This is a genomic window from Acidovorax sp. KKS102 (assembly GCF_000302535.1).
GTDB lineage: Bacteria > Pseudomonadota > Gammaproteobacteria > Burkholderiales > Burkholderiaceae_C > Acidovorax.
The window spans coordinates 1,637,575-1,660,685 of the sequence record NC_018708.1 but is presented as its reverse complement, the minus strand read 5'-3'; the positions used below and the strand labels follow the sequence as shown (position 1 = coordinate 1,660,685).

Sequence of the window (23,111 nt, the reverse complement as noted above, 5' to 3'; positions counted from 1 at the left end):
AGGGCCGAAATTCAGTTCAATTATTTGGTCGGGATCTGCGCTGCGCCAGAGGCGGGAGTCGCAGGCGCCGCAGGCGCCTCAGAAGCCGGTGCGCTGGCGGGCACGGCAGCCGCAGGCGTTTCCAGAACGCTGCCCGAACTGGCAGGACGCGCATTGCCAAAGTAGGCCAATGCCAGCGTCGAGACAAAGAACACGGCTGCCAGCACAGCCGTCGTGCGGGACAGGAAGTTGGCGCTGCCACTGGCACCGAACAGGCTGCCCGAGCTGCCACTACCAAAGGCGGCACCCATGTCAGCCCCCTTGCCATGCTGGATCAGGATCAGGCCAATCATGGCCAAGGCCGCCAACATCTGCACCGCCAGAATCACATTCACGATCACGTTCATTCTCTGTTCACTCCTGATTGAATTGTTTGCCTCGCAGCCGCCTCAACGGGCTGCCGCAATGATTTGTAGGAAGTCGGGCGCCTTCAACGAGGCACCGCCGACCAGGCCGCCGTCGATATCGGGCTGGGCCAGCAGCTGGGCCGCATTGGCTGCGTTCATGCTGCCGCCGTACAGCAAGCGGATGCGATCCGCATGCTCGCTCGCAGCCGCCAGCTGGGTGCGCAGCACCGCATGCACGGCTTGCGCCTGCTCCGGCGACGCAGTGCGACCCGTACCGATGGCCCACACAGGTTCGTAAGCCACCACGATCTCGCTGATGCAATGGCCGTTCAGATGGATCACTGCGGCGAGCTGGCGCTTGACCACCGCCTCGGTCATGCCCGCTTCACGCTCTTGCAGAGTTTCACCCACGCAGACGACTGGAGTCACACCCGCCGCCAGTGCGCGCTGGGCTTTCTCCGCCACGATTGCATCGGTTTCACCATGGTACTGGCGACGCTCAGAGTGCCCCACCAGCGCATAGCGCACACCAAAATCCTTCAGCATGGCCACCGATACCTCACCGGTGTAGGCACCCGACTCGTGCGCAGACACATCCTGCGCCGCCACCGCAATGGTGGTGCCAGCCGTCAATGCCTGCACCTGCGCCAGATAGGGCGAAGGCACTGCGACAGCGATATCACAAGCCACCTCTGCGGTGCCCGCAATCAAGGCCTTCAACAAAGCCTCGTTGGCGGCCAGGCTGCCATTCATCTTCCAGTTGCCGGCGATGAGTTTTTTCTTGTTGTTCATGATTACCACGTCAAAACAATCTTGCCGATGTGCTGGTTGGACTCCATCAGCGCATGGGCTTGTGCGGCGTCCGCCGCGGCAAACGTGCTATGGATGACCGGACGGACCTTGCCCGCTGCCAGCAAAGGCCAGACATGCTCGCGCAGCGAGCGTGCAATTGCACCCTTGAACGCCACGGGACGCGGACGCAATGTAGACCCCGTGATGGTGAGACGCTTGCGCAGCACCAGTCCCGCATTGAAGCCACTCTGCACGCCCCCTTGCACGGCGATGATGACGATCCGGCCATCCTCGGCCAGGCATTCGACTTCGCGGGCGACATAGTCACCCGCCACCATATCGAGCACCACGTCAACACCACGCGCTTGGGTGATTCGCTTCGCCTCGGCCACAAAGTCCTGGGACTTGTAGTTGATAGCGTGGTGTGCACCCAGTGAAAGGCAAGCCGCACACTTGTCATCGCTGCCCGCCGTGGCGATCACGGTGGCACCGAACGCACGGGCGAGCTGAATGGCGGTCACGCCAATGCCGCTCGTGCCGCCCTGCACCAGCAAGGTTTCCCCCGCTTGCAAACGCGCACGGTCAAAGACATTGCTCCACACCGTAAAGAACGTCTCCGGAAGGGAAGCAGCCTCCACGTCACTGAAGCCCTCAGGCACCGGCAGGCACTGCACCACCGGTGCGACGCACCACTGGGCATAACCACCACCTGCCACCAAGGCGCAAACGCGGTCACCCACACGAATGCCCGCCTCTGCCATCGCCGAAGCATCGCCCGACTCGACCACCCCCGCGACCTCGAGCCCCGGAAGGTCCGAGGTGCCGGGAGGCGGCGCGTAGTGGCCCAGTCGCTGCAACACGTCGGGGCGGTTGATGCCACTGGCCGCCACGCGGATCAGCAGCTCACCCGCCCCCGCCACGGGAGCAGGACGCTCACCCAGACGCAGCACCTCAGGCCCACCAAAGGATGTGATCTCGACAGCTTGCATAACGGGGTTTACCGGATATGGATTGGAATGATTTGGGCCGCTAGCGCATGACTTACATGCCCTAGCAGCTACCAAATCAATAGCACATCAGCAATTTAGCCGTTCACCTGGGCAGAGGCACCATCTGCAGGCAGGGACTGCTGCTGTTGCTGCTCAGCGGGATGGCGTCCACCATCGCGGCCGTGGTCGCGGCGGGGTTCGCGGTCGCCACGCTCTGCGGGCGCGGGGCGGTCGCTGCCGCCCGCGGGACGATCTGCCAACACCTTCATGGACAGCTTGATGCGGCCCTTTTCGTCAGTTTCCATGACCTTGACCTTCACGATCTGGCCTTCGGTCAGGTAGTCGGACACCTTCTCGACGCGTTCGTGGGCGATCTGGCTGATATGCAGCAGACCGTCCTTGCCGGGCAGCAGGTTGATCAGTGCGCCAAAGTCCAGGATCTTGGTCACAGGGCCTTCGTAGATCTTGCCGATCTCGACCTCGGCAGTGATCTGCTCGATGCGGCGCTTGGCTTCGTCAGCCTTGGCAGCGTCGGTGGCGGCGATGGTGATGGTGCCGTCTTCCTCTATGTTGATCTGGCAGCCGGTCTCTTCGGTCAGCGCACGGATCACGGCGCCGCCCTTGCCGATCACGTCACGGATCTTCTCGGGGTTGATCTTCATGGTGTACAGCTTGGGCGCGAAGTTCGACACTTCGGTCTTGGCTTCACCCATGGCCTCTTGCATCTTGCCCAGGATGTGCATGCGCGCTTCCTTGGCCTGGGCCAGTGCCACCTGCATGATTTCCTTGGTGATGCCCTGGATCTTGATGTCCATCTGCAGGGCCGTGATACCGCCCGTGGTACCCGCCACCTTGAAGTCCATGTCGCCCAGGTGATCTTCATCACCCAGGATGTCGGTCAGCACGGCGAAACGGTTGGCATCCTTGATCAGGCCCATGGCGATACCCGCCACGTGCGCCTTCATGGGCACGCCGGCGTCCATCAGCGACAGGCAGCCGCCGCAGACCGAAGCCATCGACGAGGAACCGTTGGACTCGGTGATTTCCGACACCACACGCATGGTGTAGGGGAATTCTTCCTTGGTCGGCAGCACAGCCACCAGAGCACGCTTGGCCAGACGGCCGTGGCCGATTTCGCGGCGCTTGGTCGAGCCCATGCGGCCCACTTCGCCGGTGGCGAAGGGAGGCATGTTGTAGTGCATCATGAAGCGGTCTTCGTACTCGCCGGCCAGCGCGTCGATGCGCTGTGCATCGCGCTCGGTGCCCAGCGTGGTCACCACCAGCGCCTGGGTTTCACCACGCGTGAACAGGGCCGAGCCGTGGGCACGGGGCAGCACGCTGTTGCGGATTTCGATGGGGCGCACGGTGCGGGTGTCGCGGCCGTCGATGCGGGGTTCGCCCGCCAGGATCTGGCTGCGCACGATGCCTGCTTCAATGTCGAACAGCATGCCTTCGACCTTGACGGAGTCGAACTCCACGCCATCGGCCTTCAGGCCAGCCATCACAGCAGCGTAGGCTTCACGGCAGGCTTGGGTACGGGCTTGCTTGTTGCGGATCTGGTAGGCAGCGCGCAGCTTGTCGTCAGCCAGAGCCACCACTTTGGCGATCAAGGCTTCGTCCTTGGCAGGCGCTTCCCATTGCCACACGGGCTTGCCCGCGTCGCGCACCAGTTCGTGGATGGCGTTGATGGCCACGTTGCCTTGCTCGTGACCGAACACCACGGCGCCCAGCATGATTTCTTCGGACAGTTGCTGGGCTTCGGACTCCACCATCAGCACAGCAGCTTCAGTGCCCGCCACCACCAAGTCCATCTGCGAGTTCTTGCGCGCAGTCTGGCCGGGGTTCAGCACGTATTCGCCGTTGATGTAACCCACGCGGGCGGCACCGATGGGGCCGTTGAACGGGATACCAGAGATGGCCAGGGCTGCGCTGGTGGCAATCAGGGCTGCAATGTCAGCATCCACTTCGGGGTTCAACGAGATCGTGTGGACCACCACATGCACTTCATTGAAGAAACCTTCAGGGAACAGCGGGCGGATCGGACGGTCGATCAGGCGGCTGGTCAGGGTTTCGTGTTCGCTGGGCTTGGCTTCGCGCTTGAAAAAGCTGCCGGGGATCTTGCCAGCGGCATACGTCTTCTCGATGTAGTCCACCGTCAGCGGGAAAAAGTCCTGACCGGGCTTGGCGGACTTGGAAGCCACCACAGTGGCCAGCACCACGGTGTCGTCAATGTTCACCAGCACGGCGCCGGAGGCCTGGCGGGCGATCTCGCCCGTTTCCATGATGACGGTCTTGTCGCCCCACTGGAAGGTCTTGGTGACTTTGTTGAAAATGCTCATGTTCAGCTCCTGTTTTAATAGCTGGTAGTGCCCTACCAGATTGGCTTGGAGAGCAATTCAGAACACGATGCCATTCCAGGGAAGTGCTGCACAATGCAGCGGCAACAACTTCATTGGAATGACACAGCTTCGCTCTGTTTTGCGGCTCCGAAGTAAAAAACGCCTGAGCTAGCGGACTAACCCAGGCGTTTTGGCATGCAATGAAAATTACTTGCGCAGACCCAACTTGGCGATCAGCGCGGTGTAACGGTCAGCGTCCTTGGCCTTCAGGTAGTCCAGCAGCTTGCGACGACGGCTCACCATGCGCAGCAGGCCACGACGACCATGGTGGTCCTTGGCGTGCGTCTTGAAGTGAGGGGTCAGTTCGTTGATGCGAGCGGTCAGCAGGGCCACTTGCACTTCTGGGCTACCAGTGTCGTTGGCAGCACGGGCGTTCGCCTTGACGACTTCAGCCTTGATGGAGGATGCGATCATGTTTTTCCTTGAATGTGGCCTGCCGCAGACGGAAGACCATGGTTTTTACTTGCGCCAGCAGCTGGAACGGCCGCAGGCGTGCGTCTTGCACCATGCAAAACTCACGGATTATAACCCGAGGCCCTGAATTCACCTCTGGCCGGTCTCTCGGCACACGCCCAGGCCGGTGTCACCCGATCTGAACCAAAGGCCTGTTGCCGCCTTGGACCGCCTGTGTAGCGCCGAGGATACGCCGCAGCTCCGGCGCCGGTGACATAGGGCCACCCCGGCGCATTCCAGCCCAAGCCACCCTTAAGATCACTCGTGGATCAGCCAAGCCCCGGAATTTCAACACTTCACTCCCGGACGATTCAACATGCCACCCACCCCGGCTCCACACCCCTCGACCCACGTGGCACTGCACAAGACGACCGCTCCCCTGCTTTTGTGCATGCTGGCCCTGTGCTTCGGGCTGCATTCCGGGGCAAGCCACGCCACGACCAAGAACGCGACCCAAGGCGCCCATGGCGAAGCGAGCAAGAAAAAGAAGTCCACCAAGGTGAAACAGGAGCGAAGCTCATCCGAGGAAAGCCGCTCGGACCGTGACCGCCGGCTGTACCGGGAATGCAAGGGTCGCGCCAATGCAGGTGCCTGCCTGGGATACACCAGCAAACCCTGACCCCACGTACCCCCTACAAAGACACAGGCTCACCGCATCGCTGAGACGCCCTGGCACGGCGCAGGCGCTGCGCACCGGCCGCTGCTGGTTCAGGCGTTGGCCGCCGTGATGCCCCAGCGCGCGAGCGCAGCGTCGTCACTCACCCGGGCATCCACCCAGCGAGCGCCCTGGGGGGTTTGTTCCTTTTTCCAGAAAGGCGCCTGGGTCTTGAGGTAGTCCATCAAAAACTCGCAGGCCTGAAAACTCTGCCCCCGGTGCGCGCTGGTCACCGCCACCAGCACGATCTGGTCGAGCGGCTGCAGCAGCCCCACACGGTGAATCACGCGGGCACCAAAAATATCGAAGCGCCGAAAGGCCTCGTCCACCATGGCTTCGATGGATTTTTCGGTCATGCCGGGATAGTGCTCCAGCTCCATGGACGACACCGGGTCGCCATCGTTGCGGTCACGCACGGTGCCCACAAAGCTGCACACAGCACCCACCCCCTTGTTCTCGCGGCGCAGGGTGGCGATTTCAACGGACAGGTCAAAGTCCTCGGTCTGGATGGAAACACGGGGCAAGGTCATGGCAATAGCTCTCAGCGGGGCGATGAAGTTCGGCCAGAAAGGCGCATCAAGGCGAGCGATGCAGCCGTGGCGCAGCCAGCAAGGCGCGCTCCTCTTCCACCACCTTGTTCAGCTGCACCAGTGCGGGCGACGAGGGCAACTGGGCCAGCAATGCTTGCAGGCGCGTGATGTCGCCCACGCTGGGCGCCACCTTGATCTGTGCGACGGCGGCGGGCAGGTTGCCGCCCCGGACCAGCGCCAGTACCTTGGCGGGCCATTCACTTTTGTTGCGTGCCATAACTTGGTAAAAACAATTGTCTGTACGATTCGCCCGCACTGTACCCGCATGCGATCGGGTGCGCGATCTTCTAGCCCTCCCCCGCCCATGGCCACACAAACGATTGAGACCGACCTCTACAAGCTCTATCCATCCCCGCGCAATGCCGTCCGCGATGTGTTCGAGCACCAGGTCTTCGTGCCCCACCCTTACGCCATCATTGACCTCGATGTGATGGAACTGGCGGGCAAAACCACGCTGTTCGGCGCGTGCCGCCTGTCGGACATGAAAATGGGCCAGGTCGTGACTTTCGAGCTGGCATCCGACCAGGCCAAGTTCGAGCGGCTTTTTACCCCCGACTGAGCCCATGGACGACGACAACCAGATCCACGTGCCCCCGTCCTTCATGGCGGTGTACACCGACGCACGGGGTCGCCTGACCGAAAAGGCGGACGCCGTGCGCACCCGCTACGAGCTGTGCGAAGACCTGGCGGGCCACCTGGTGGAGCACGCACAGACGCTGTACCACGTGCAGGCGCCGTCAGAGACCGAGATCCTGCAGCGCATTCATGCCGGGCTGTGCACGGCGGAATCTGGCGTGTCGGTGCCCGAGGCAACGTGGATCGTCACCCGGCTGGCTGAGCTACTGGTATGGCAATGCCCGTTGCTGCAAGCCCCTCCACCCACGCCGGTGGACGATGCGCCGCCGGGACTGCCCTCACGTTGATGCGTCCATGGCCCCTTGCAAAGGCCTGGCTATACTGCGCACATGCCCACGTACGCACTCTTTGCCATGGCCGCCGCACCTGCGGTGGCGTTGCAGTGCGTGGTCAAAGCCAAAAAACCCCAGCTCATCTGACCGGAGCTGTGTGGTTCCGTCCCGGATGAGCGACGGAACCTGTTGGCAAAAATCTCCCTTTTTTGGCTCCTGGCGACTCGCGCACCTGTGACGGTTCTTCCCTTGGTCGAACCTTGAAAGGACGCTTCGCATGCCTGCAGTCTCTGCCTCCCCCACCCCATTCCAGGGTCTCTGGATTCCCCTGGTCACCCCGTTCCATGACGGCGCTGTGGACCACCCCTCCCTCGCCCGTATGACAAAGAAGCTGGCCGGCCAGGGCATTGCGGGTTTTGTGGCCTGCGGGTCCACCGGCGAAGCCGCAGCGCTCGACAAGGCGGAGCAGTTGGCCGTGCTGGAGACGGTGCTCGACGCCTCACAAGGCCTGCCCGTGGTGATGGGCCTGTCGGGCTACCACCTGGGCCAGACGCAGGAATGGGTGCAGACCCTGGCGCAGTACCCCTTGGCCGGCCTGCTGGTACCGGCACCGCACTACATCCGCCCGTCGCAAGACGGGTTGCTGCTGTGGTTCCGCACCCTCGCCGACGCTAGCGCCGCGCCGCTGTTCATCTACGACATCCCCTACCGCACGGGCGCCACGCTGGCCACCGACACCCTGCTGGCACTGGCCGAACACCCACGCATCCGCGCCATCAAGGACTGCGGCGGCAATGCAGCCAAGACCCAGACACTGATCGCAGACGGGCGCCTGGCCGTGCTGGCGGGCGAAGATGCGCAAATGTTCACCACCCTGGCCCTGGGCGGCCACGGCGCCATTGCCGCCAGCGCGCACTGGCAGGCTCCGCGTTTTGTGGCCTTGATGGAGTTGCTGCGCGCGGGTGACCTGCCGGAGGCCCGCCGGGTGTGGCAGGCCTTGCTGCCCTGGGTGGAGGCGTGCTTTGCAGAACCCAACCCGGCGCCACTGAAGGCCGTGCTGGCCCACGCGGGCTGGATGCGCAATGAACTGCGCGCACCGATGACAGCGGCCTCCGCCGCGCTGGAGCAGCGGCTGCAGGCCCTGCCCGGGCTCAGCCCCCGGTAACCGGGGGGAAGAAAGCCACCTCGGCCCCGTCGGCCAGGGTGGCGGACTCGTCGCTCAAGGTCTGGTTGAGCGCCATGCGCACGGCGCGGCCCCGCGCCAGGCTGCTGGCGTGGGCACCGCCGCGTGCGATGAGTTCGTCGCGCAAGGCGCCCAGCGTGGTGGCGGCGGTTTCGACCGCCTCACTGCCTTGCCCAATGGCTTCGCGGATCGATGCGAAGTAGCGCACAGTGATCTTCATCCCAGCAACTCCGAAAACGCGATGAATTGCACGGTGTCGCCCGGCGCAATCGTCTGGCCCGCCGGGTTGTCCACCACGCCGTCGCCCCAGGCCGCCGAGGTCAGCACGCCCGAACTCTGGTTGCTGAACAGGTCCAGCCCGCCCGCCGCGTTGAGCCGCACGCGCAGAAACTCGCGGCGTTTGTCGGCCTTGGGCCATGTGAAATCGGCACGGACCGCTACGGCTTGCGGCGCCACGTCCTGCACGCCCTGCAGCCGCAGCACAAAGGGCCGCACCAGCAGCGCAAAGGTGAGAAAGCTCGACACCGGGTTGCCGGGCAGCCCCATGAAGTGGGCGGCACCGCCTTCTCGCTGGATCTGGCCGTAGGCAAACGGCTTGCCGGGCTTCATGGCGATCTGCCACAGGTCCAGCGTGCCCAGAGTCTCTACAGCCGGCTTGATGTGGTCTTCCTCTCCCACGCTCACGCCGCCGCTGGTCAGGATCAGGTCGTGTGCGCTGCTGGCCTGGCGCAGGGCGTCGATGGTGGCGTCGCGCCGGTCGGGCACGATGCCAAAGTCGGTGACCTCGCAGCCCAGGCGCAGCAGCATGGCGCGCAGGAAAAAGCGGTTGCTGTTGTAGATGGCGCCGGGGCGCATCTGCTCGGGCGGCACCTCGCCGGGCATGACCAGTTCATCGCCCGTGGAGAACAGTGCCACGCGCGGACGGCGCGCCACCTGCAGCTGGTGCAGGCCAATGCTGGCCGCCAGCCCCAGTTCGGCCGGAGTGAGGCGCGTGCCCGCTGGCAGCACCACCGCACCCCGGGTGATGTCCTCGCCCGCACTGCGAATCCACTGACGCGCTTGGGGCACAGCGTTGATCCGCACCGAACCCAGGCCATCGGCCGCCGCCAGGGCCTCGCAGTCCTCCTGCATCAGGATGGCATCGGCGCCTGCAGGCACCGGCGCGCCGGTGAAGATGCGCGCCGCCGTGCCAGGCAGCAGCGGGTCGCCCGCACTGCCCGCAGGAATGCGCTGCGACACGGGCAACACCACACCGGCCGCCGCCACATCAGCGCAACGCACGGCATAGCCGTCCATCGAGCTGTTGTCCTGCGGGGGCACTTGCAAGGCCGACACGCAGCTCTGCGCCAGCACGCGGCCGTCGGCGTCAAAGGTGGTGACCGTGTCGGTGCCAGGCAGCGGCTGGGCTTGCGCCAACAGATCCGCCAGCGCCTCGTCCAGCGGCTTGAGGGGCTTCATTGCGGGGCGCATGGCAGCAGCCCCCCGTGCAGTTCCCAGTTGTATTCAAAGCGGTGTTCGTACTGGATGAGCCAGTCCACCACCTGGTCGGGAGCGTTGAGGTCCAACAGCGGCAGTTGAGTGGGCACCGGCAGGCTCTCGGGCGCATCGGTGGCCACGGCCACCACAAAGTCATCTTCCGGGTAGCGCACGGGTTTGGCCAGTTGCCCGGGCTCGGGCGCGCGCCAGACCTCGATCTTGAGCAGGTCGCTATCCTTGAAGCCTTCCACCAGCACCCAGTCCACGCCCTGGTACAGCTCGGCCAGCAAGTGGTGCACGCTGAGCGTGGCGGGCTGCTCGAACTCGCGCACCAGCATCAGGCGCTTGTCCGATGCGGCAACCACCTCGAAAGCCCCCGCCTCACGGTGGCGGTAGGTGTCCTTGCCCGGGTGGTCCACATCAAAACTGTGGTGGGCATGCTTGACCACCGATACGCGCAGCCCCCGCAGCCGCAGTGCGGGGATCAACTGCTCGACCAGCGTGGTCTTGCCACTGCCGGAGAACCCGGCAAAACCGACAACCTTCATCCACTGCTCCTTGATTAGCTATGCTATTTATAGCTTGCAGCGCATATCTGACTATCGCTTGGGGCGATTTTGATCACAAAACCGGGCCATCCCGACCTGCAAAGCGCCTACTGGCACCTGCGGCCGGAATGCCCGGGCTGAGCCGTCACCCCACCCGATTCAAGCGCAATGGCGCTCGATGTAGGCCTTGACCAGATCCACATCGGCGGGCATCACCTGCACCCGCTTGGGCAAGTCTTCGATGCCGGCAAACTTGGCTGGCCGCTCGGGCGCATGGCCCAGAGCTTCGACGATGGTCTCGGCAAACTTGATGGGCAGCGCCGTCTCCAGCACGATCATCGGCACGTTGGGGTCCTGATGGTGCTCCAGGGCCACCTTCACCCCGTCGGCGGTGTGGGTGTCGATGGTTACTCCATGGCGCTGGTAGTTGTCGCGGATGGTGGCCAGGCGGTCGGCATGGGTGCTCTTGCCGCTTTCAAAGCCGTACTTGGCAGCAGCATCGGCAAAGCACGGATCCTGGCTCAGATCAAACCGCCCGTCCTTGGACAGGGCATCGCCAAACAACGCCTTGGTGCGCGCGCCGTCGCGGCCCAGCAGGTCGAACACAAAGCGCTCGAAGTTGCTGGCCTTGCTGATGTCCATGGACGGGCTCGACGTTTCGTGCGTGTCCGCGCTGCCACGCACGCGGTACACGCCGGTGCGGAAGAACTCGTCGAGCACATCGTTCTCGTTGGTGGCCACCACCAGCTTGGCAATGGGCAGGCCCATCATGCGCGCCACATGGCCTGCGCACACGTTGCCGAAGTTGCCGCTGGGCACCGTGAAGCTGACCTTCTGGTCGTTGGTCTCGGTGGCCTGGATATAGCCCGCAAAGTAGTACACCACCTGCGCCAGCAGGCGCGCCCAGTTGATGGAGTTGACCGTGCCGATCTTGTACTTGTGCTTGAAGGCGTGGTCGTTGGAGACGGCCTTGACGATGTCCTGGCAGTCGTCGAACACGCCCTCGATGGCGATGTTGTGGATGTTCTCGTCCTGCAGGCTGAACATTTGCGCCTGCTGGAAAGCGCTCATGCGACCGTGCGGGCTGGTCATGAACACACGCACACCCGCCTTGCCGCGCATGGCGTATTCGGCCGCGCTGCCGGTGTCGCCGCTGGTGGCGCCCAGGATGTTGAGCTGCTCGCCACGGCGGCCCAATTCGTACTCGAACAGGTTGCCCAGCAACTGCATGGCCATGTCCTTGAAGGCCAGTGTGGGGCCGTTGGACAGGGCTTCGAGCCACAGGCTGTTTTCCAGGTGGCGCAGGGGCACGATCTCGCCCGTGCCGAACACTTCAGCGGTGTACGTCTTGGCGCACAGGGCCTTCAGGTCGGCAGCGGGGATGTCGTCGATGTAGAGCGACAGGATCTGGAACGCCAGCTCTGCATAGCCTTGCTCGTGGTAGGCCTTGCGCAGGCGCGTGAGCATGGCGTCATCCACCTGCGGGTAGTGCTCGGGCAGGTACAGGCCGCCATCGGGCGCCAGGCCTTCGAGGAGGATGTCGCAAAACTGCTTGCGGTCTGCATGGCCGCGGGTGCTGAGGTACTTCATGAGGGGTTCCCGTCGGTATCGGTGAATGGGGTGAACTGGCTAAAAGCTGATGCCGTACACACGGATGTCAATGTAGAGACGCGAGGCGATCAGCAGGAAGAACCCGCCGATCAGGATGAGCCAGTGCAGTGCACGGTCCTGGCGGTTGTCGGTGCGCTCCAGCAGCACAAAGTAGAGCCACGCGGCCAGAAAGCTGCCCGCCCCGTTGAGGATGGCCTGCAGGGCCAGTGCGACCAGCAGGCCAAACCAGAACGCCAGATGCCAGCGCGGCAGATCGACATGCGCCATCTTGAGCAGCGCCGACAGCGTGAGAGCGGCAACCAGCGTGGGCATGGCGGGGCGGCATCATGGCGCGGCGTGGTCCATCATCAGTTGAGCTCTTCCTTGCGAATGCGCGTGATGGGCGCCAGCACGGTAGGCAGGGCCTGCATTTGTGCAATGACAGCATCCATCGTGCCTTCGCGGGTGTCATGGGTCAGGATGATCAGGTCGGTCTGGGTAGAGCCCTCGCCGCCCACTTCGTCCGCCTCGCGCTGCAGCACGGCGTCAATGCTCACACCCGCTTCGGCCAGCAGGCCCGTGACCTTGGCGAGCACGCCGGCCTGATCGGCCACACGCAGACGCAGGTAGTAGCTGGTGACCACTTCGCTCATCGGCAGCACGGGCAGCTGGTCCATGGCACCTTGCAGCGTGTTGGCCTGGAAGGCCAAGTGGGGCACGCGGTGTTCTGGGTCGGCCGTGTGCAGGCGGGCAATGTCCACCAGGTCGGCAATCACGGCGCTGGCTGTGGGCTCGGAGCCCGCGCCCTTGCCGTAGTACAGCGTGGTGCCCACGGCATCGCCCTGTACCACCACGGCGTTCATCGCGCCTTCCACGTTGGCGATCAGGCGCTTGGAGGGCACGAGGCTCGGGTGCACGCGCAGCTCGATGCCCTTTTCGGCGCGCTTGGTGATGCCCAGCAGCTTGATGCGGTAACCCAGCTGCTCGGCGTACTTGATATCGGCGGCGGAGAGCTTGGTGATGCCTTCCACATAGGCCTTGTCGAACTGCACGGGGATGCCGAAGGCGATGGCCGACATGATGGTGGCCTTGTGCGCGGCGTCCACGCCTTCGATGTCGAAGGTCGGGTCGGCCTCGGCGTAGCCCAGGCGCTGGGCTTCCTTGAGCACCACATCAAAGTCCAGGCCCTTGCTGCGCATCTCGGACAGGATGAAGTTGGTAGTGCCGTTGATGATGCCAGCGATCCACTGGATGCGGTTGGCCGTGAGGCCTTCGCGCAGCGCCTTGATGATGGGGATGCCACCAGCCACAGCGGCCTCGAAGGCGACCATCACGCCCTTGGCCGATGCGGCCGCAAAAATCTCGGTGCCGTGCACGGCCAGCAGCGCCTTGTTGGCAGTGACCACATGCTTGCCCGCCGCGATGGCTTCGAGCACCAGGGCGCGGGCGATGCCGTAGCCGCCGATCAGTTCGATCACGATGTCGATGTCGGGGTTGGCGATGATGGCGCGGGCGTCGTTGACGACCTGGATGCTGTCACCCACCACGGCCTTGGCGCGCGCCACGTCCAGATCGGCCACCATGGTGATCTCGATGCCACGGCCAGCACGGCGGCTGATTTCGTCCTGGTTGCGTGCGAGCACGTTGAACACGCCGCTGCCGACGGTGCCGATGCCCAGAAGGCCTACTTGGATGGGTTTCATAGCAATGGGAAGAGAAAGAAAAACAATGATTCGGGAAGGATGTATGGGGCGAGGTGTCGAGCAGCAGATCCGTCAACGGGTGACATAGGTCGGCAGCTGCCAGGCGCCGCCCGCAAAACCACGGCACATGCCATCGCCAGACTCGCTGCGCAGCACAAAACCCTGGCCGTCGAACTGCCACTCACGCACCCACCAGCAGTCGCCAATGCCACGGCCCTTCATCGCCGAATGCACCATGCCCGAGGCGGGATCGAAATCGCCGTCCACGTCCTGCAAGGGCTCTGGCTTGTAGGGCGGGCGGTCGTTGGCCACCCACAGCAAGCTGCTGAAGTTGTAGGCACCCATGCCGCAGGGCACGGACAGCAGCACCTTGCGATCCGTGAGCCGGTAAACCTGCACGTTGGCGGGGTTGAACGCATCGTCGCCATTGCACTGGCCCTCAGTACTGGCGCGGTCCAGCGCAGCCACCAGCGGCTTGGCCAGCGCGGCATCGCCCTTGCGCGCAGGCAGCGGGGTCACCGCCTTGATCACGGGAGCAGGCAAAGGGGGCAGCACGGCAGCCTCTGGCTTCGTGCCTTTGCGCACCAGGGCGCCCGGTGTGCCCACCCGGCCCTGGGCCTCGTCCATCTTGAGCAGAACTGCGGTGACACCCGCCAGCGACAGTACCCAACGGTCCTTGCCAGCGGCCACCGTGGCCTCTTCATTCTTGAGCAACTCCTGCAGCAGGCGGGGCACCTGGGCCGCAGGCACGCTGGGGGTGTCGCCCTTGAGCCCCGGCAACGAGAGTGCACCCACCTTGAGGTGCAGCGACGCTGGAGAGGCTTTCTCGGTGGACACCTGCAGGTCCACCAGCACCGGAGTATCAGGCCCTGCCTCGCGGGTCATGCGCATGGAGACCGGCTCTGATTCGCCACCCTCCGACTGGTACCCCACGGCCCTGCAAGTGCGGGTGTTGTCGCACTGCAAGGCCCAGTCCTTGTGCTGGAAGCTCACAGGCTCCTTGCCCTTGTCGGCAGCGTGTACGGTGCCGAGCAAGCCCGTCGCCACCAGCACGCAGGCGGCAACATGCCGGGCGAGGTCAAGAGCGGAGGGGCTGCGCATGGAGCGTATCGCCTTGTTGTCCGGGCAACGCGACGGATCAGGCCGCGACGGCTGCCGCAGTGGTCTGCTTGCGCTTTCGGTATTGCTCCAGGAAGCGCGCCACACGGCCAATGGCATCGCGCAAGTCGTCTTCATGCGGCAGAAACACGATGCGAAAATGGTCGGGCGCGGGCCAGTTGAACCCCGTGCCCTGCACCAGCATGACCTTGGTTTCCTGCAGCAGCTCCAGGAAAAACTGTTGGTCGTCCTCGATGGGATACACGGCCGGATCCAGGCGCGGGAACATGTAGAGCGCGGCCTGCGGCTTCACACAGGTCACACCGGGAATGGCCGTGATCAGCTCATACGCCAGGTCACGCTGTTTGCGCAGACGGCCGCCTTCGCACACCAGTTCGTTGATGCTCTGGTAACCCCCCAGCGCCGTCTGCACAGCCCACTGGCCGGGCACGTTGGCGCAAAGGCGCATGTTTGAGAGCATGTTCAGGCCCTCGATGTAGTCCTTGGCAGGCTTCTTGTCGCCCGACACCACCAGCCAGCCAGCGCGGTAACCGCAGGACCGGTAGCTCTTGGACAGCGAGTTGAAGGTGAGTGTGAGCACATCCTCGCTCAGCGAGCCAATGGCCGTGTGCTTGGCGCCGTCGTACAGCACCTTGTCATACACCTCGTCCGCAAAGATCACCAGGCCATGTTCGCGGGCGATGGCCACGATGCCCTTGAGCAACTCGACCGAGTACAGCGCCCCTGTGGGGTTGTTGGGGTTGATGACCACGATGCCTTTGGTGCGCGGCGTGATCTTGGAGCGGATGTCGTCCAAGTCAGGCATCCATCCATTGGCTTCGTCACACAGGTAGTGCACCGGGGTGCCGCCCGACAGGCTCGCCGCAGCTGTCCACAGCGGGTAATCCGGCGACGGCAGCAGCAATTCGTCGCCCGTATCCAGCAACGCATTGGTGGCCATCACGATCAGTTCGCTGGCGCCATTGCCCAGGTAGATGTCGTCCAGCGCAACGCCCTTGATGCCCTGCTTCTGGGTTTCATGCATCACGGCCTTGCGGGCTGCGAAGATGCCCTTGCTGTCCGAATAACCCGCTGAATTGGGCAGGTTGCGGATCATGTCCTGCTGGATTTCTTCGGGGGCATCAAAGCCAAACACGGCCAGATTGCCAATGTTGAGCTTGATGATCTTGTGTCCGTCTTCCTCCATCTGCTTGGCCGCGTCCATGATCGGGCCCCGGATGTCGTAGCAAACATTGGCAAGCTTGGCGGATTTTTGGACGGTTTTCATGCGCTGACAGTAGTGCGGTGGGGTCAGGAGGCCGCCGGGGCCGGCGCCCTCAGGCGAAACCTATAATTTGACCACAGAACCGTTGCCATCCCCCGGCGGAAGGCGCTGCTGCCATGCCCCGGAGCCCCCCAGGCTCACCCATTCACGACATGAAATTCCAGCCCGACCGCTCCAACGCACAGACCATCAGCGGCTACGGCCCCGGCTGGATCGGCATCGACGCCGACAAGATCACCCACAGCGTCGTCATCGGCTCTGGGGGCCTGCGCCAGCCCTGGCCCTGCGCCCGCTTTGAGGACCTGACCCCGGAGCATTTCGCCCAGCTGGCCGGACTAGAGACAGAACTAGTCATATTTGGCAGCGGCCTGCGCAACCGCTTTCCACCGCCCGCCTGGCTGGCCCCCCTGATCACGCGGCGACTAGGGCTGGAGACCATGGACACCCAGGCAGCCTGCCGCACCTACAACATCCTGGCGAGCGAAGGGCGCAACGTGGTCGCAGCGCTGATCCTCGAAGTCTGAGCGCAAGGCGGGCTACCGGCCTAAGGGCTTGCAGCGGGCGAGCTGACAACCTATGCACAGGCATGCCGAAGTACCCACCGACCCGCGCCGGACACACTGTCTTACATTTGGCCGGGAACCGATTTCAGGGTAAAATTACGGGTTGCGGTCGGGGGCACCACCAAGAGCAATAACACACCCACTCCCCCGGCTTACCAACGACTACATCCTGAGAGATTGAAGTGATATGGCGATCGTTGTCAACAAACCCCTCCCCGAATTTGAAGCCAACGCAACCGGTGGTATCAAGGTCTCCAACACCTCCCACCTTGGCCAAATTCTGGTTCTCTACTTCTATCCCAAGGACAACACGCCGGGCTGCACCACGGAGGCCATGCAGTTTCGCGACAAGTACAAGGATTTCGTGAAGGCCGGCGCCGCTGTGTTCGGCGTCTCGCGCGACAACATGAAGTCGCACGACGACTTCAAGGAAAAGCTGGAACTGCCCTTCGAGCTGATCGCTGACACCGAAGAGAAGATGTGCCACATGTTCGGCGTGGTCAAGAACAAGATTATGTACGGCAAGAAGGTCAAGGGCATTGAGCGCAGCACCTTCCTGATTGGCCCTGACGGCCTGCTGGTGCAGGAATGGCGCGGCCTCAAGGTGCCTGGCCATGTGGACGAAGTCCTCAAGACCGTCAAATCCCTCAAGGCCCTGAAGAAGGCCGCCTGAGCCCAGCACGGATTGCACAGGGTTCGATTGCGCTATTGCATTCCATCGGGGGTCATTGGAGCATCCACGCGACACACCGCCCGATTTGCCTCGGCAAGACACATGGAGTGGGCATAATGGATCAATGCCCCTGGTTACTGCACCGCTAGCCCTCACCCAAAAAGCCGCCTTGGCCTCCAGGCGGCTTTTTGCTTTCTGACCCATCCGTTACTCCTTTACCGACCGAGGCCCTGCCACCATGCCCCTGCCCCCCGCCCCCAGCCGGCGCGCTGCACTCCTCGCGCCAGAAGCCTTTGAAGTCACGGCCCGCCCTCGCGTAGCGACCACCTCCGCCAACGAACCGGTGGCCGCGCCCCAGCGCACTGCGGCAACCCCAGCCCGCGCCGGCCGCAAGGCAGACAGTGTGGCCTCTGCGCTGGCAGCGCCCGAAGCCGCACCGCTGGTCCAGGTCGAGACCCGCGCCCGCACACCCGAACCGGTCACCGCTCCCGTGGCTCGCAGCACCGGGACCCGCAAGGCACGAAGCACCAGCGCTGCGGCGGCCGTTACCCCCAGCACCGCACCAGCCACCGCAACCACCACCCGAGCCCGCAAATCTGCATCACAAGGCCCGACCAAGCTCTTCGTGCTGGACACGAATGTGCTGCTGCACGACCCAACCAGCCTGTTCCGCTTTGAAGAGCACGACATCTTCCTGCCGATGATCGTGCTGGAAGAACTGGATGGCCACAAGAAGGGCATGACCGAAGTCGCCCGCAACGGGCGCCAGGCCAGCCGCACGCTCGACGCGCTGGCGGCCGCCCAGGGCGCAGACATGGCCAAGGGTCTCAAGCTCGACTCCACTGGCCAGCGCGCCGCAGGTGGCCACCTGTTCTTCCAGACCGTACCGCTGGACTACAGCCTGCCCACCAGCCTGCCCCCTGGCAAGGCCGACAACCAGATCCTGGGCGTGGTGGAAGCGCTGCGCAAACTGCATGCCCCGCGCGAGGTCGTGCTGGTATCCAAGGACATCAACATGCGCGTCAAGGCGCGCGCCCTGGGCCTGAACGCCGAGGACTACCAGAACGACAAGACGCTGGAAGACGGCGACCTGCTGTACGCCGGCGTGCTGGCCCTGCCACCAGACTTCTGGACCAAGAGCGGCAAGAACGTGGAAAGCTGGCAGAGCGGCGCCCACACCTACTACCGCATTGGCGGGCCCATCGTGCCGCAGCTGATGATCAATCAGTTCGTGTACTTCGAGGCGCCCGGCGAACCCAGCCTGTTCGCGCGTGTGAGCGAAATCCGCGAAAAGACAGCCGTGCTGCAGACGCTCAAGGACTATGGCTCTGCCAAAAACGCGGTGTGGGGCGTAACCACCCGCAACCGCGAGCAGAACTACGCCATGAACCTGCTCATGGACCCCGAGATCGACTTCGTGACGCTGACCGGTACCGCTGGCACCGGCAAGACCCTGCTGGCCCTGGCCGCAGGCCTCACCCAGGTGCTGGACGACCGCCGCTACACCGAGATCATCATGACCCGCGCCACGGTGAGCGTGGGCGAGGACATCGGCTTCCTGCCCGGCACCGAAGAAGAGAAGATGGGCCCCTGGATGGGCGCGCTGGACGACAACCTGGAGTTCCTGGCCAAGGGCGACGGCGGCAACGCCGGCGAGTGGGGCCGTGCGGCCACCAACGAGCTGATCCGCAGCCGCATCAAGATCAAGAGCATGAACTTCATGCGCGGACGCACCTTCCTGAACAAGTACGTGATCATCGATGAGGCGCAGAACCTGACGCCCAAGCAAATGAAGACGCTGATCACCCGCGCAGGCCCTGGCACCAAGATCATCTGCATGGGCAACCTGGCGCAGATCGATACGCCGTATCTGACCGAAGGCTCGTCCGGGTTGACGTACGCGGTAGACCGCTTCAAGGGCTGGCCACACAGCGGCCACATCACGCTGGCGCGGGGCGAACGCTCACGCCTGGCGGACTTCGCTAGCGAGGTGCTCTGAGTTGGCGGCAGGCTGGGTTGCAGCACTGAAGCTGGTGCCCTGGGGCGACGTCATCGAGGCGACGCCCCAGATCCTGCAGGCCGCTAAAAAGCTGCTGGGCACCACACAGAAAGGGAATGCCGACGCTGCAGCGGACGCACTGGAAGGCCGCACTGGTGGCGAACCCGCCATGCCAGTCGCCTTGCAGCTCCAGCATCTGCGCGACCGGGTGGCGCAGTTGGAGCGGGAGCAGCAAGAGTCGGCTGTGCTGATCCAGTCGCTGGCCGAACAGCATGCCCAGGTGGTGCGAGCGGTAGAAGTGCTACGGCAGCGCCAGCAACGGCTCACAGTAGCCGCAGGCATCCTGGCCGTGGCATGCACGGGGTTGCTGGTGTGGATGCTGCAGCAATAGTGCCAATGTGTATGCTGCGCGACTGGCGCCACAGACGCGGGACTGCATAGCTCCCGCCCTCATTCGCTATAAATTCAATAGCTTCCAGCGCATATGAATCGTGCGCTAGCAGCTATTTTTGCTAGAAATCATCGCCCGAACCCATCGCCAGGTTCTCAAAGCGCGTCTGGTTCTTCTGGAAGAACAGCTTTACCGTACCAGTAGGGCCGTTACGCTGTTTGCCGATGATGACCTCGGCCACGTTGGGCTCCTTGGAGTCCTTGTTGTAGTAGTCGTCGCGGTAGATGAACATGATGATGTCCGCGTCCTGCTCGATGGCGCCGGATTCGCGCAGGTCGGACATCATCGGGCGCTTGTCGGTGCGCTGCTCCACCGAACGGTTGAGCTGCGACAGCGCAATCACCGGGCACTGCAGCTCCTTGGCCAGCATCTTGAGGCCCCGGGAGATTTCGCCCAGCTCGGTCGCCCGGTTGTCGGCACTGCCTGCGCCCGAGCCGCTCATGAGCTGCAAATAGTCCACGACGATCAAGCCCAGCTTGCCGCACTGGCGCGCCAGGCGCCGTGCATTGGCGCGCAGCTCGCTGGGCGTGAGCCCGGGGGTTTCATCGATGTGCAGCGACACCGTACGCAGCTTCTCGATGGCCTCAGTCAGGCGCGGCCACTCGTCGTCGGTGAGCTGGCCGGTACGCAAATGCCCCTGGTTCACGCGGCCGATGGAGCCCACGATACGCACCGCGAGCTGGGCGGCGCCCATTTCCATGGAGAAAATGGCGACGGGAAGGCCTTCGTTCAGCGCGACGTGCTCGGCAATGTTCACCGCAAACGAGGTCTTGCCCATGGAGGGGCGCGCCGCCAGCACGATCATGTCCCCCGCCTGCAGCCCCGAGGTCATGCGGTCCAGGTCGGCAAAGCCGGTGGGAATGCCGGTCACGTCCACCGGGTTGTCGGCCATCTCCTGCACCTTGTCGAGCAGGTCGATCACCAGCGTGTCGAGCGACTGGAAGCCCTGTTTGGTCCGCGATCCCTCTTCGCCAATGGCAAAGATCTTGGCCTCGGCCTCGTCCAGAATGCGCTCCACGGTCTTGCCTTGCGGGTTGAAGGCATTGGTGGAGATTTCATCGCTGGCCGTGACCAGCTTGCGCAGGATGGCACGCTCGCGAACGATCTCGGCATAGCGCCGGATGTTGCTGGCGCTGGGCACGTATTGCGCCAGGTTGTTGAGGTAGGCGAGCCCCCCCATCTCCTGTGCCTTGCCCTGGTTCTGCAGGTGCTCGAACACCGTGATCACATCGGCTGGCTTGCTGGCATTGATCAGCGCGCCGATGGCGGTGTAGATCATCTGGTGTTCATGGCGGTAGAAATGGCTCTCCACCAGCAAGTCACCCACGCGGTCCCAGGCGTTGTTGTCCAGCAGCAGCCCCCCCAGCACGCTGGACTCCGCCTCGATGGAGTGCGGTGGCACACGCAACTGGGCAATCTCACGGTCCGGCACGGGCGTGAATCCATCATCAAGGGGTGGGAAAACGGCAGACATGGAATCCTCGGAGTCAACCCGGCATGCTATCGCCCGCACGGCGCGTCGTCATGGCACAAGTCTGTGGATAAGGCGGGGGTAACCCGTGGGCAACCGTGTACAAACCACGGTCACACAAAGACAAAAGCCGCCCGAGGGCGGCTTTGTCGAAAAGTCCGAACGGACGATCAGGCGGTTTCGCCGTAGACCGACACGTTGACTTCCACCACCACGTCGGTGTGCAGAGCCACGCTCACAGCGCTATCGCTCACGACCTTGATCGGGCCGTTGGGCAGGCGGATTTGCGACTTGGCAACCTTGTAGCCTTGCTTGTTCAGCTCTTCGGCGATGTCGTGGTTGGTCACGGAACCAAACAGACGGCCATCCACGCCAGCCTTTTGGGTCAGCTTGACGGTGGTACCGGCCAGCTTTTCGCCTTGGGCTTGGGCTTCTGCCAGCTTGGCAGCAGCGGCCTTTTCGAGTTCAGCGCGCTTGGCTTCGAACTCTGCCTTGGCGGCTTCGGTGGCGCGGCGGGCGCGACCAGCGGGGATCAGAAAGTTACGGGCGTAGCCGTCTTTGACCTTGACGATTTCACCGAGGTTGCCGAGGTTCACAACCTTGTCGAGCAGAATGATTTGCATGGGTTGTGCTCCTTAGATCTTGTGCTGGTCGCTGTAAGGCACCAGGGCCAGGAAGCGGGCGCGCTTGATGGCAGTGTTCAGCTGACGCTGGAAGATGGCGCGCGTGCCGGTCAGGCGTGCGGGGATGATCTTGCCGTTTTCGGCGATGAAATCACGCAGCGTGTCGACATCCTTGTAGTCGATTTCTTCAACACCGGTCACCGTGAAGCGGCAGAAGCGCTTGCGCTTGAACAGCAGGGACTGTGTGTTGCGCTTTGGGCGCTTGTCTTTGTTGAACTTCTTGAACGTGGCCATTGCGGACCCCTTGAAAATTAATTTTGTTGAATATCCTGGATGTGCAGCACTGCAGTCTTGCCGTTGCGCGGCGTGGCCAGAAACCCAGAGAAAGTCCAGAGACTTCCGATGTTCTGCCTTGCCAGTCGCTCGGCCATCGCTCCAAACGCGGTGGCCTTCATGGCAGCCTTGACTTCGCGGGGGCGACCTGCCTCGGTTTGCTGGGACTCGTGTTCGAGGCGCAGCGAGATGGCAGGCAATCCGGCGGGCGTGTATCGCAGGGGTTCAGCCTCTGCGATACAGGCGGTCAAGACGACGCGGTTCTCCACTCCAAAGAGAGAAGAGAATCAGCGCTCGCCAGCCGCTGCGTATTCAGCTTGGCTGGCCTTGCGGGCTTCTTCGCGCTCCACGGTCTTCATCATGGAGGAAGGACCGGTTTCAGCCTTCTTCTTTTGCACGGTCAGGTGGCGCAGCACGGCGTCGTTGAACTTGAAGGCGTGCTCCAGTTCAGCCATCACAGCCTGGTCGGCTTCGATGTTTACGCACAGGTAGTGGGCCTTGGCCAGCTTGTTGATCAGGTACGCCAGTTGACGGCGGCCCCAGTCTTCCACGCGGTGCACCTTGCCACCGCCAGCGGTGATCATGCCCTTGTAGCGCTCCAGCATGGCTGGCACTTGTTCGCTTTGATCCGGATGGATCAACAAAATGATTTCGTAATGACGCATGCAGACTCCTTTTGGGTGAGACCACCCACCGCGTCTAGAAGTGGTGTGGCAAGGGAAAGCCTACGATTATAACCCGGCCGCTCGCGCTTGTACACTCAGCACCTCCGCCACCGCATCGCCCACGTCCCATTTGTTCAGCCCTGGGAGATCCGGCCCTTGCAAAAACGGCGGTTGGGCCGACATGCCCTACAACCACTTGCGCCAGTCCGGGCCGTCACAACGACAAATCCCTGGCGCAGACCTTGATATTGCCCGGCGAGCCCCCAGATGCCGCGCGT

At 63.5% G+C, this 23,111-nt stretch carries 28 protein-coding genes; 8 read left to right on the top strand and 20 right to left on the bottom strand.

Annotated elements, in window-relative coordinates; genetic code table 11:
* Positions 1–20 precede the first annotated feature (20 nt).
* The 5 genes from secG to rpsO all read right to left on the bottom strand — a co-directional run bounded on the left by secG (position 21) and on the right by rpsO (position 4,980).
* A complete protein-coding gene (gene secG, locus C380_RS07555) occupies positions 21–386 on the bottom strand; it encodes a preprotein translocase subunit SecG (protein ID WP_015013270.1) in 366 nt (121 codons plus the stop codon).
* Positions 387–428: 42 nt separating this feature from the next.
* Entirely contained in the window at positions 429–1,178 is a 750-nt protein-coding gene (tpiA, locus tag C380_RS07550) for a triose-phosphate isomerase (RefSeq protein ID WP_015013269.1), read from the bottom strand.
* Between the two features lie 2 nt (positions 1,179–1,180).
* Positions 1,181–2,167 (bottom strand): NAD(P)H-quinone oxidoreductase, encoded by a 987-nt coding sequence (locus C380_RS07545; RefSeq protein ID WP_015013268.1) that lies wholly within the window; start codon positions 2,165–2,167, stop codon positions 1,181–1,183.
* Between the two features lie 95 nt (positions 2,168–2,262).
* Positions 2,263–4,506 (bottom strand): polyribonucleotide nucleotidyltransferase, encoded by a 2,244-nt coding sequence (gene pnp / locus C380_RS07540; RefSeq protein WP_015013267.1) that lies wholly within the window; start codon positions 4,504–4,506, stop codon positions 2,263–2,265.
* A 207-nt stretch (positions 4,507–4,713) separates the two neighbouring features.
* Complete coding sequence (gene rpsO / locus C380_RS07535; RefSeq protein WP_005793232.1) at positions 4,714–4,980, bottom strand: 30S ribosomal protein S15; 267 nt, start codon at positions 4,978–4,980, stop codon at positions 4,714–4,716.
* A gap of 391 nt (positions 4,981–5,371) precedes the next feature.
* Here rpsO and C380_RS07530 point away from each other — a divergent pair, with 391 nt between their 5' ends.
* A complete protein-coding gene (locus tag C380_RS07530; RefSeq protein ID WP_051022510.1) occupies positions 5,372–5,638 on the top strand; it encodes a hypothetical protein in 267 nt (88 codons plus the stop codon).
* Positions 5,639–5,727: 89 nt separating this feature from the next.
* On the opposite strand, the gene C380_RS07525 is transcribed toward C380_RS07530, so the two are convergent.
* Both C380_RS07525 and C380_RS07520 read right to left on the bottom strand, forming a co-directional pair.
* Positions 5,728–6,204: a molybdenum cofactor biosynthesis protein MoaE gene (locus tag C380_RS07525; protein ID WP_015013265.1), complete on the bottom strand. Its 477-nt coding sequence runs from the start codon at positions 6,202–6,204 to the stop codon at positions 5,728–5,730.
* Positions 6,205–6,250: 46 nt separating this feature from the next.
* Positions 6,251–6,481, bottom strand: coding sequence for a hypothetical protein (locus tag C380_RS07520; protein ID WP_015013264.1), 231 nt, complete (start codon positions 6,479–6,481; stop codon positions 6,251–6,253).
* Positions 6,482–6,568: 87 nt separating this feature from the next.
* Here C380_RS07520 and C380_RS07515 point away from each other — a divergent pair, with 87 nt between their 5' ends.
* The 3 genes from C380_RS07515 to dapA all read left to right on the top strand — a co-directional run bounded on the left by C380_RS07515 (position 6,569) and on the right by dapA (position 8,337).
* On the top strand, positions 6,569–6,823 hold the full coding sequence (locus C380_RS07515; protein WP_015013263.1) for a hypothetical protein: 255 nt from the start codon (positions 6,569–6,571) through the stop codon (positions 6,821–6,823).
* 4 nt (positions 6,824–6,827) lie between these two features.
* Positions 6,828–7,187: a hypothetical protein gene (locus C380_RS07510; RefSeq protein ID WP_015013262.1), complete on the top strand. Its 360-nt coding sequence runs from the start codon at positions 6,828–6,830 to the stop codon at positions 7,185–7,187.
* Positions 7,188–7,449: 262 nt separating this feature from the next.
* Positions 7,450–8,337: a 4-hydroxy-tetrahydrodipicolinate synthase gene (gene dapA, locus C380_RS07505; protein WP_015013261.1), complete on the top strand. Its 888-nt coding sequence runs from the start codon at positions 7,450–7,452 to the stop codon at positions 8,335–8,337.
* Here dapA and moaD read toward each other — a convergent pair.
* The 8 genes from moaD to C380_RS07465 all read right to left on the bottom strand — a co-directional run bounded on the left by moaD (position 8,324) and on the right by C380_RS07465 (position 16,058).
* Positions 8,324–8,575, bottom strand: a complete 252-nt coding sequence (moaD, locus tag C380_RS07500) for a molybdopterin converting factor subunit 1 (protein WP_015013260.1) — start codon at positions 8,573–8,575, stop codon at positions 8,324–8,326. The two genes, dapA and moaD, sit on opposite strands and share 14 nt — an antisense overlap.
* Positions 8,572–9,825: a gephyrin-like molybdotransferase Glp gene (gene glp, locus C380_RS07495; protein WP_043565253.1), complete on the bottom strand. Its 1,254-nt coding sequence runs from the start codon at positions 9,823–9,825 to the stop codon at positions 8,572–8,574. Before glp ends, moaD begins: the two co-directional genes overlap by 4 nt.
* The gene (gene mobB, locus C380_RS07490) at positions 9,810–10,379 is read right to left on the bottom strand and encodes a molybdopterin-guanine dinucleotide biosynthesis protein B (protein ID WP_015013258.1); all 570 of its coding nucleotides are present in this window, start codon (positions 10,377–10,379) and stop codon (positions 9,810–9,812) included. Before mobB ends, glp begins: the two co-directional genes overlap by 16 nt.
* A 159-nt stretch (positions 10,380–10,538) precedes the next feature.
* Positions 10,539–11,969, bottom strand: a complete 1,431-nt coding sequence (thrC, locus tag C380_RS07485) for a threonine synthase (RefSeq protein WP_015013257.1) — start codon at positions 11,967–11,969, stop codon at positions 10,539–10,541.
* Between the two features lie 39 nt (positions 11,970–12,008).
* Complete coding sequence (locus C380_RS07480) at positions 12,009–12,302, bottom strand: hypothetical protein (RefSeq protein WP_015013256.1); 294 nt, start codon at positions 12,300–12,302, stop codon at positions 12,009–12,011.
* Between the two features lie 35 nt (positions 12,303–12,337).
* A complete protein-coding gene (locus C380_RS07475; protein ID WP_015013255.1) occupies positions 12,338–13,672 on the bottom strand; it encodes a homoserine dehydrogenase in 1,335 nt (444 codons plus the stop codon).
* A 72-nt stretch (positions 13,673–13,744) separates the two neighbouring features.
* Positions 13,745–14,773, bottom strand: coding sequence for a DUF1176 domain-containing protein (locus C380_RS07470; RefSeq protein WP_015013254.1), 1,029 nt, complete (start codon positions 14,771–14,773; stop codon positions 13,745–13,747).
* A 37-nt stretch (positions 14,774–14,810) separates the two neighbouring features.
* Positions 14,811–16,058 (bottom strand): pyridoxal phosphate-dependent aminotransferase, encoded by a 1,248-nt coding sequence (locus tag C380_RS07465; RefSeq protein WP_015013253.1) that lies wholly within the window; start codon positions 16,056–16,058, stop codon positions 14,811–14,813.
* A 149-nt stretch (positions 16,059–16,207) separates the two neighbouring features.
* On the opposite strand from C380_RS07465, the gene C380_RS07460 reads away from it, so the two are divergent.
* From C380_RS07460 to C380_RS07445, 4 genes are all read left to right on the top strand, one after another.
* Positions 16,208–16,579 (top strand): Mth938-like domain-containing protein, encoded by a 372-nt coding sequence (locus tag C380_RS07460; protein ID WP_043565251.1) that lies wholly within the window; start codon positions 16,208–16,210, stop codon positions 16,577–16,579.
* A gap of 226 nt (positions 16,580–16,805) precedes the next feature.
* Positions 16,806–17,291: a peroxiredoxin gene (locus C380_RS07455; protein ID WP_015013251.1), complete on the top strand. Its 486-nt coding sequence runs from the start codon at positions 16,806–16,808 to the stop codon at positions 17,289–17,291.
* Between the two features lie 238 nt (positions 17,292–17,529).
* On the top strand, positions 17,530–19,290 hold the full coding sequence (locus C380_RS07450) for a PhoH family protein (protein WP_015013250.1): 1,761 nt from the start codon (positions 17,530–17,532) through the stop codon (positions 19,288–19,290).
* Between the two features lies 1 nt (position 19,291).
* Positions 19,292–19,681, top strand: a complete 390-nt coding sequence (locus tag C380_RS07445) for a hypothetical protein (RefSeq protein ID WP_015013249.1) — start codon at positions 19,292–19,294, stop codon at positions 19,679–19,681.
* A gap of 121 nt (positions 19,682–19,802) precedes the next feature.
* On the opposite strand, the gene dnaB is transcribed toward C380_RS07445, so the two are convergent.
* The 5 genes from dnaB to rpsF all read right to left on the bottom strand — a co-directional run bounded on the left by dnaB (position 19,803) and on the right by rpsF (position 22,833).
* The gene (gene dnaB, locus C380_RS07440) at positions 19,803–21,215 is read right to left on the bottom strand and encodes a replicative DNA helicase (protein WP_043565250.1); all 1,413 of its coding nucleotides are present in this window, start codon (positions 21,213–21,215) and stop codon (positions 19,803–19,805) included.
* 167 nt (positions 21,216–21,382) lie between these two features.
* Positions 21,383–21,835, bottom strand: coding sequence for a 50S ribosomal protein L9 (rplI, locus tag C380_RS07435; protein WP_015013247.1), 453 nt, complete (start codon positions 21,833–21,835; stop codon positions 21,383–21,385).
* Between the two features lie 12 nt (positions 21,836–21,847).
* Positions 21,848–22,129: a 30S ribosomal protein S18 gene (gene rpsR / locus C380_RS07430; protein WP_005795932.1), complete on the bottom strand. Its 282-nt coding sequence runs from the start codon at positions 22,127–22,129 to the stop codon at positions 21,848–21,850.
* Between the two features lie 17 nt (positions 22,130–22,146).
* Positions 22,147–22,437 (bottom strand): primosomal replication protein N, encoded by a 291-nt coding sequence (gene priB, locus C380_RS07425; RefSeq protein WP_015013246.1) that lies wholly within the window; start codon positions 22,435–22,437, stop codon positions 22,147–22,149.
* 18 nt (positions 22,438–22,455) lie between these two features.
* A complete protein-coding gene (gene rpsF, locus C380_RS07420; protein ID WP_015013245.1) occupies positions 22,456–22,833 on the bottom strand; it encodes a 30S ribosomal protein S6 in 378 nt (125 codons plus the stop codon).
* Positions 22,834–23,111: the final 278 nt, after the last annotated feature.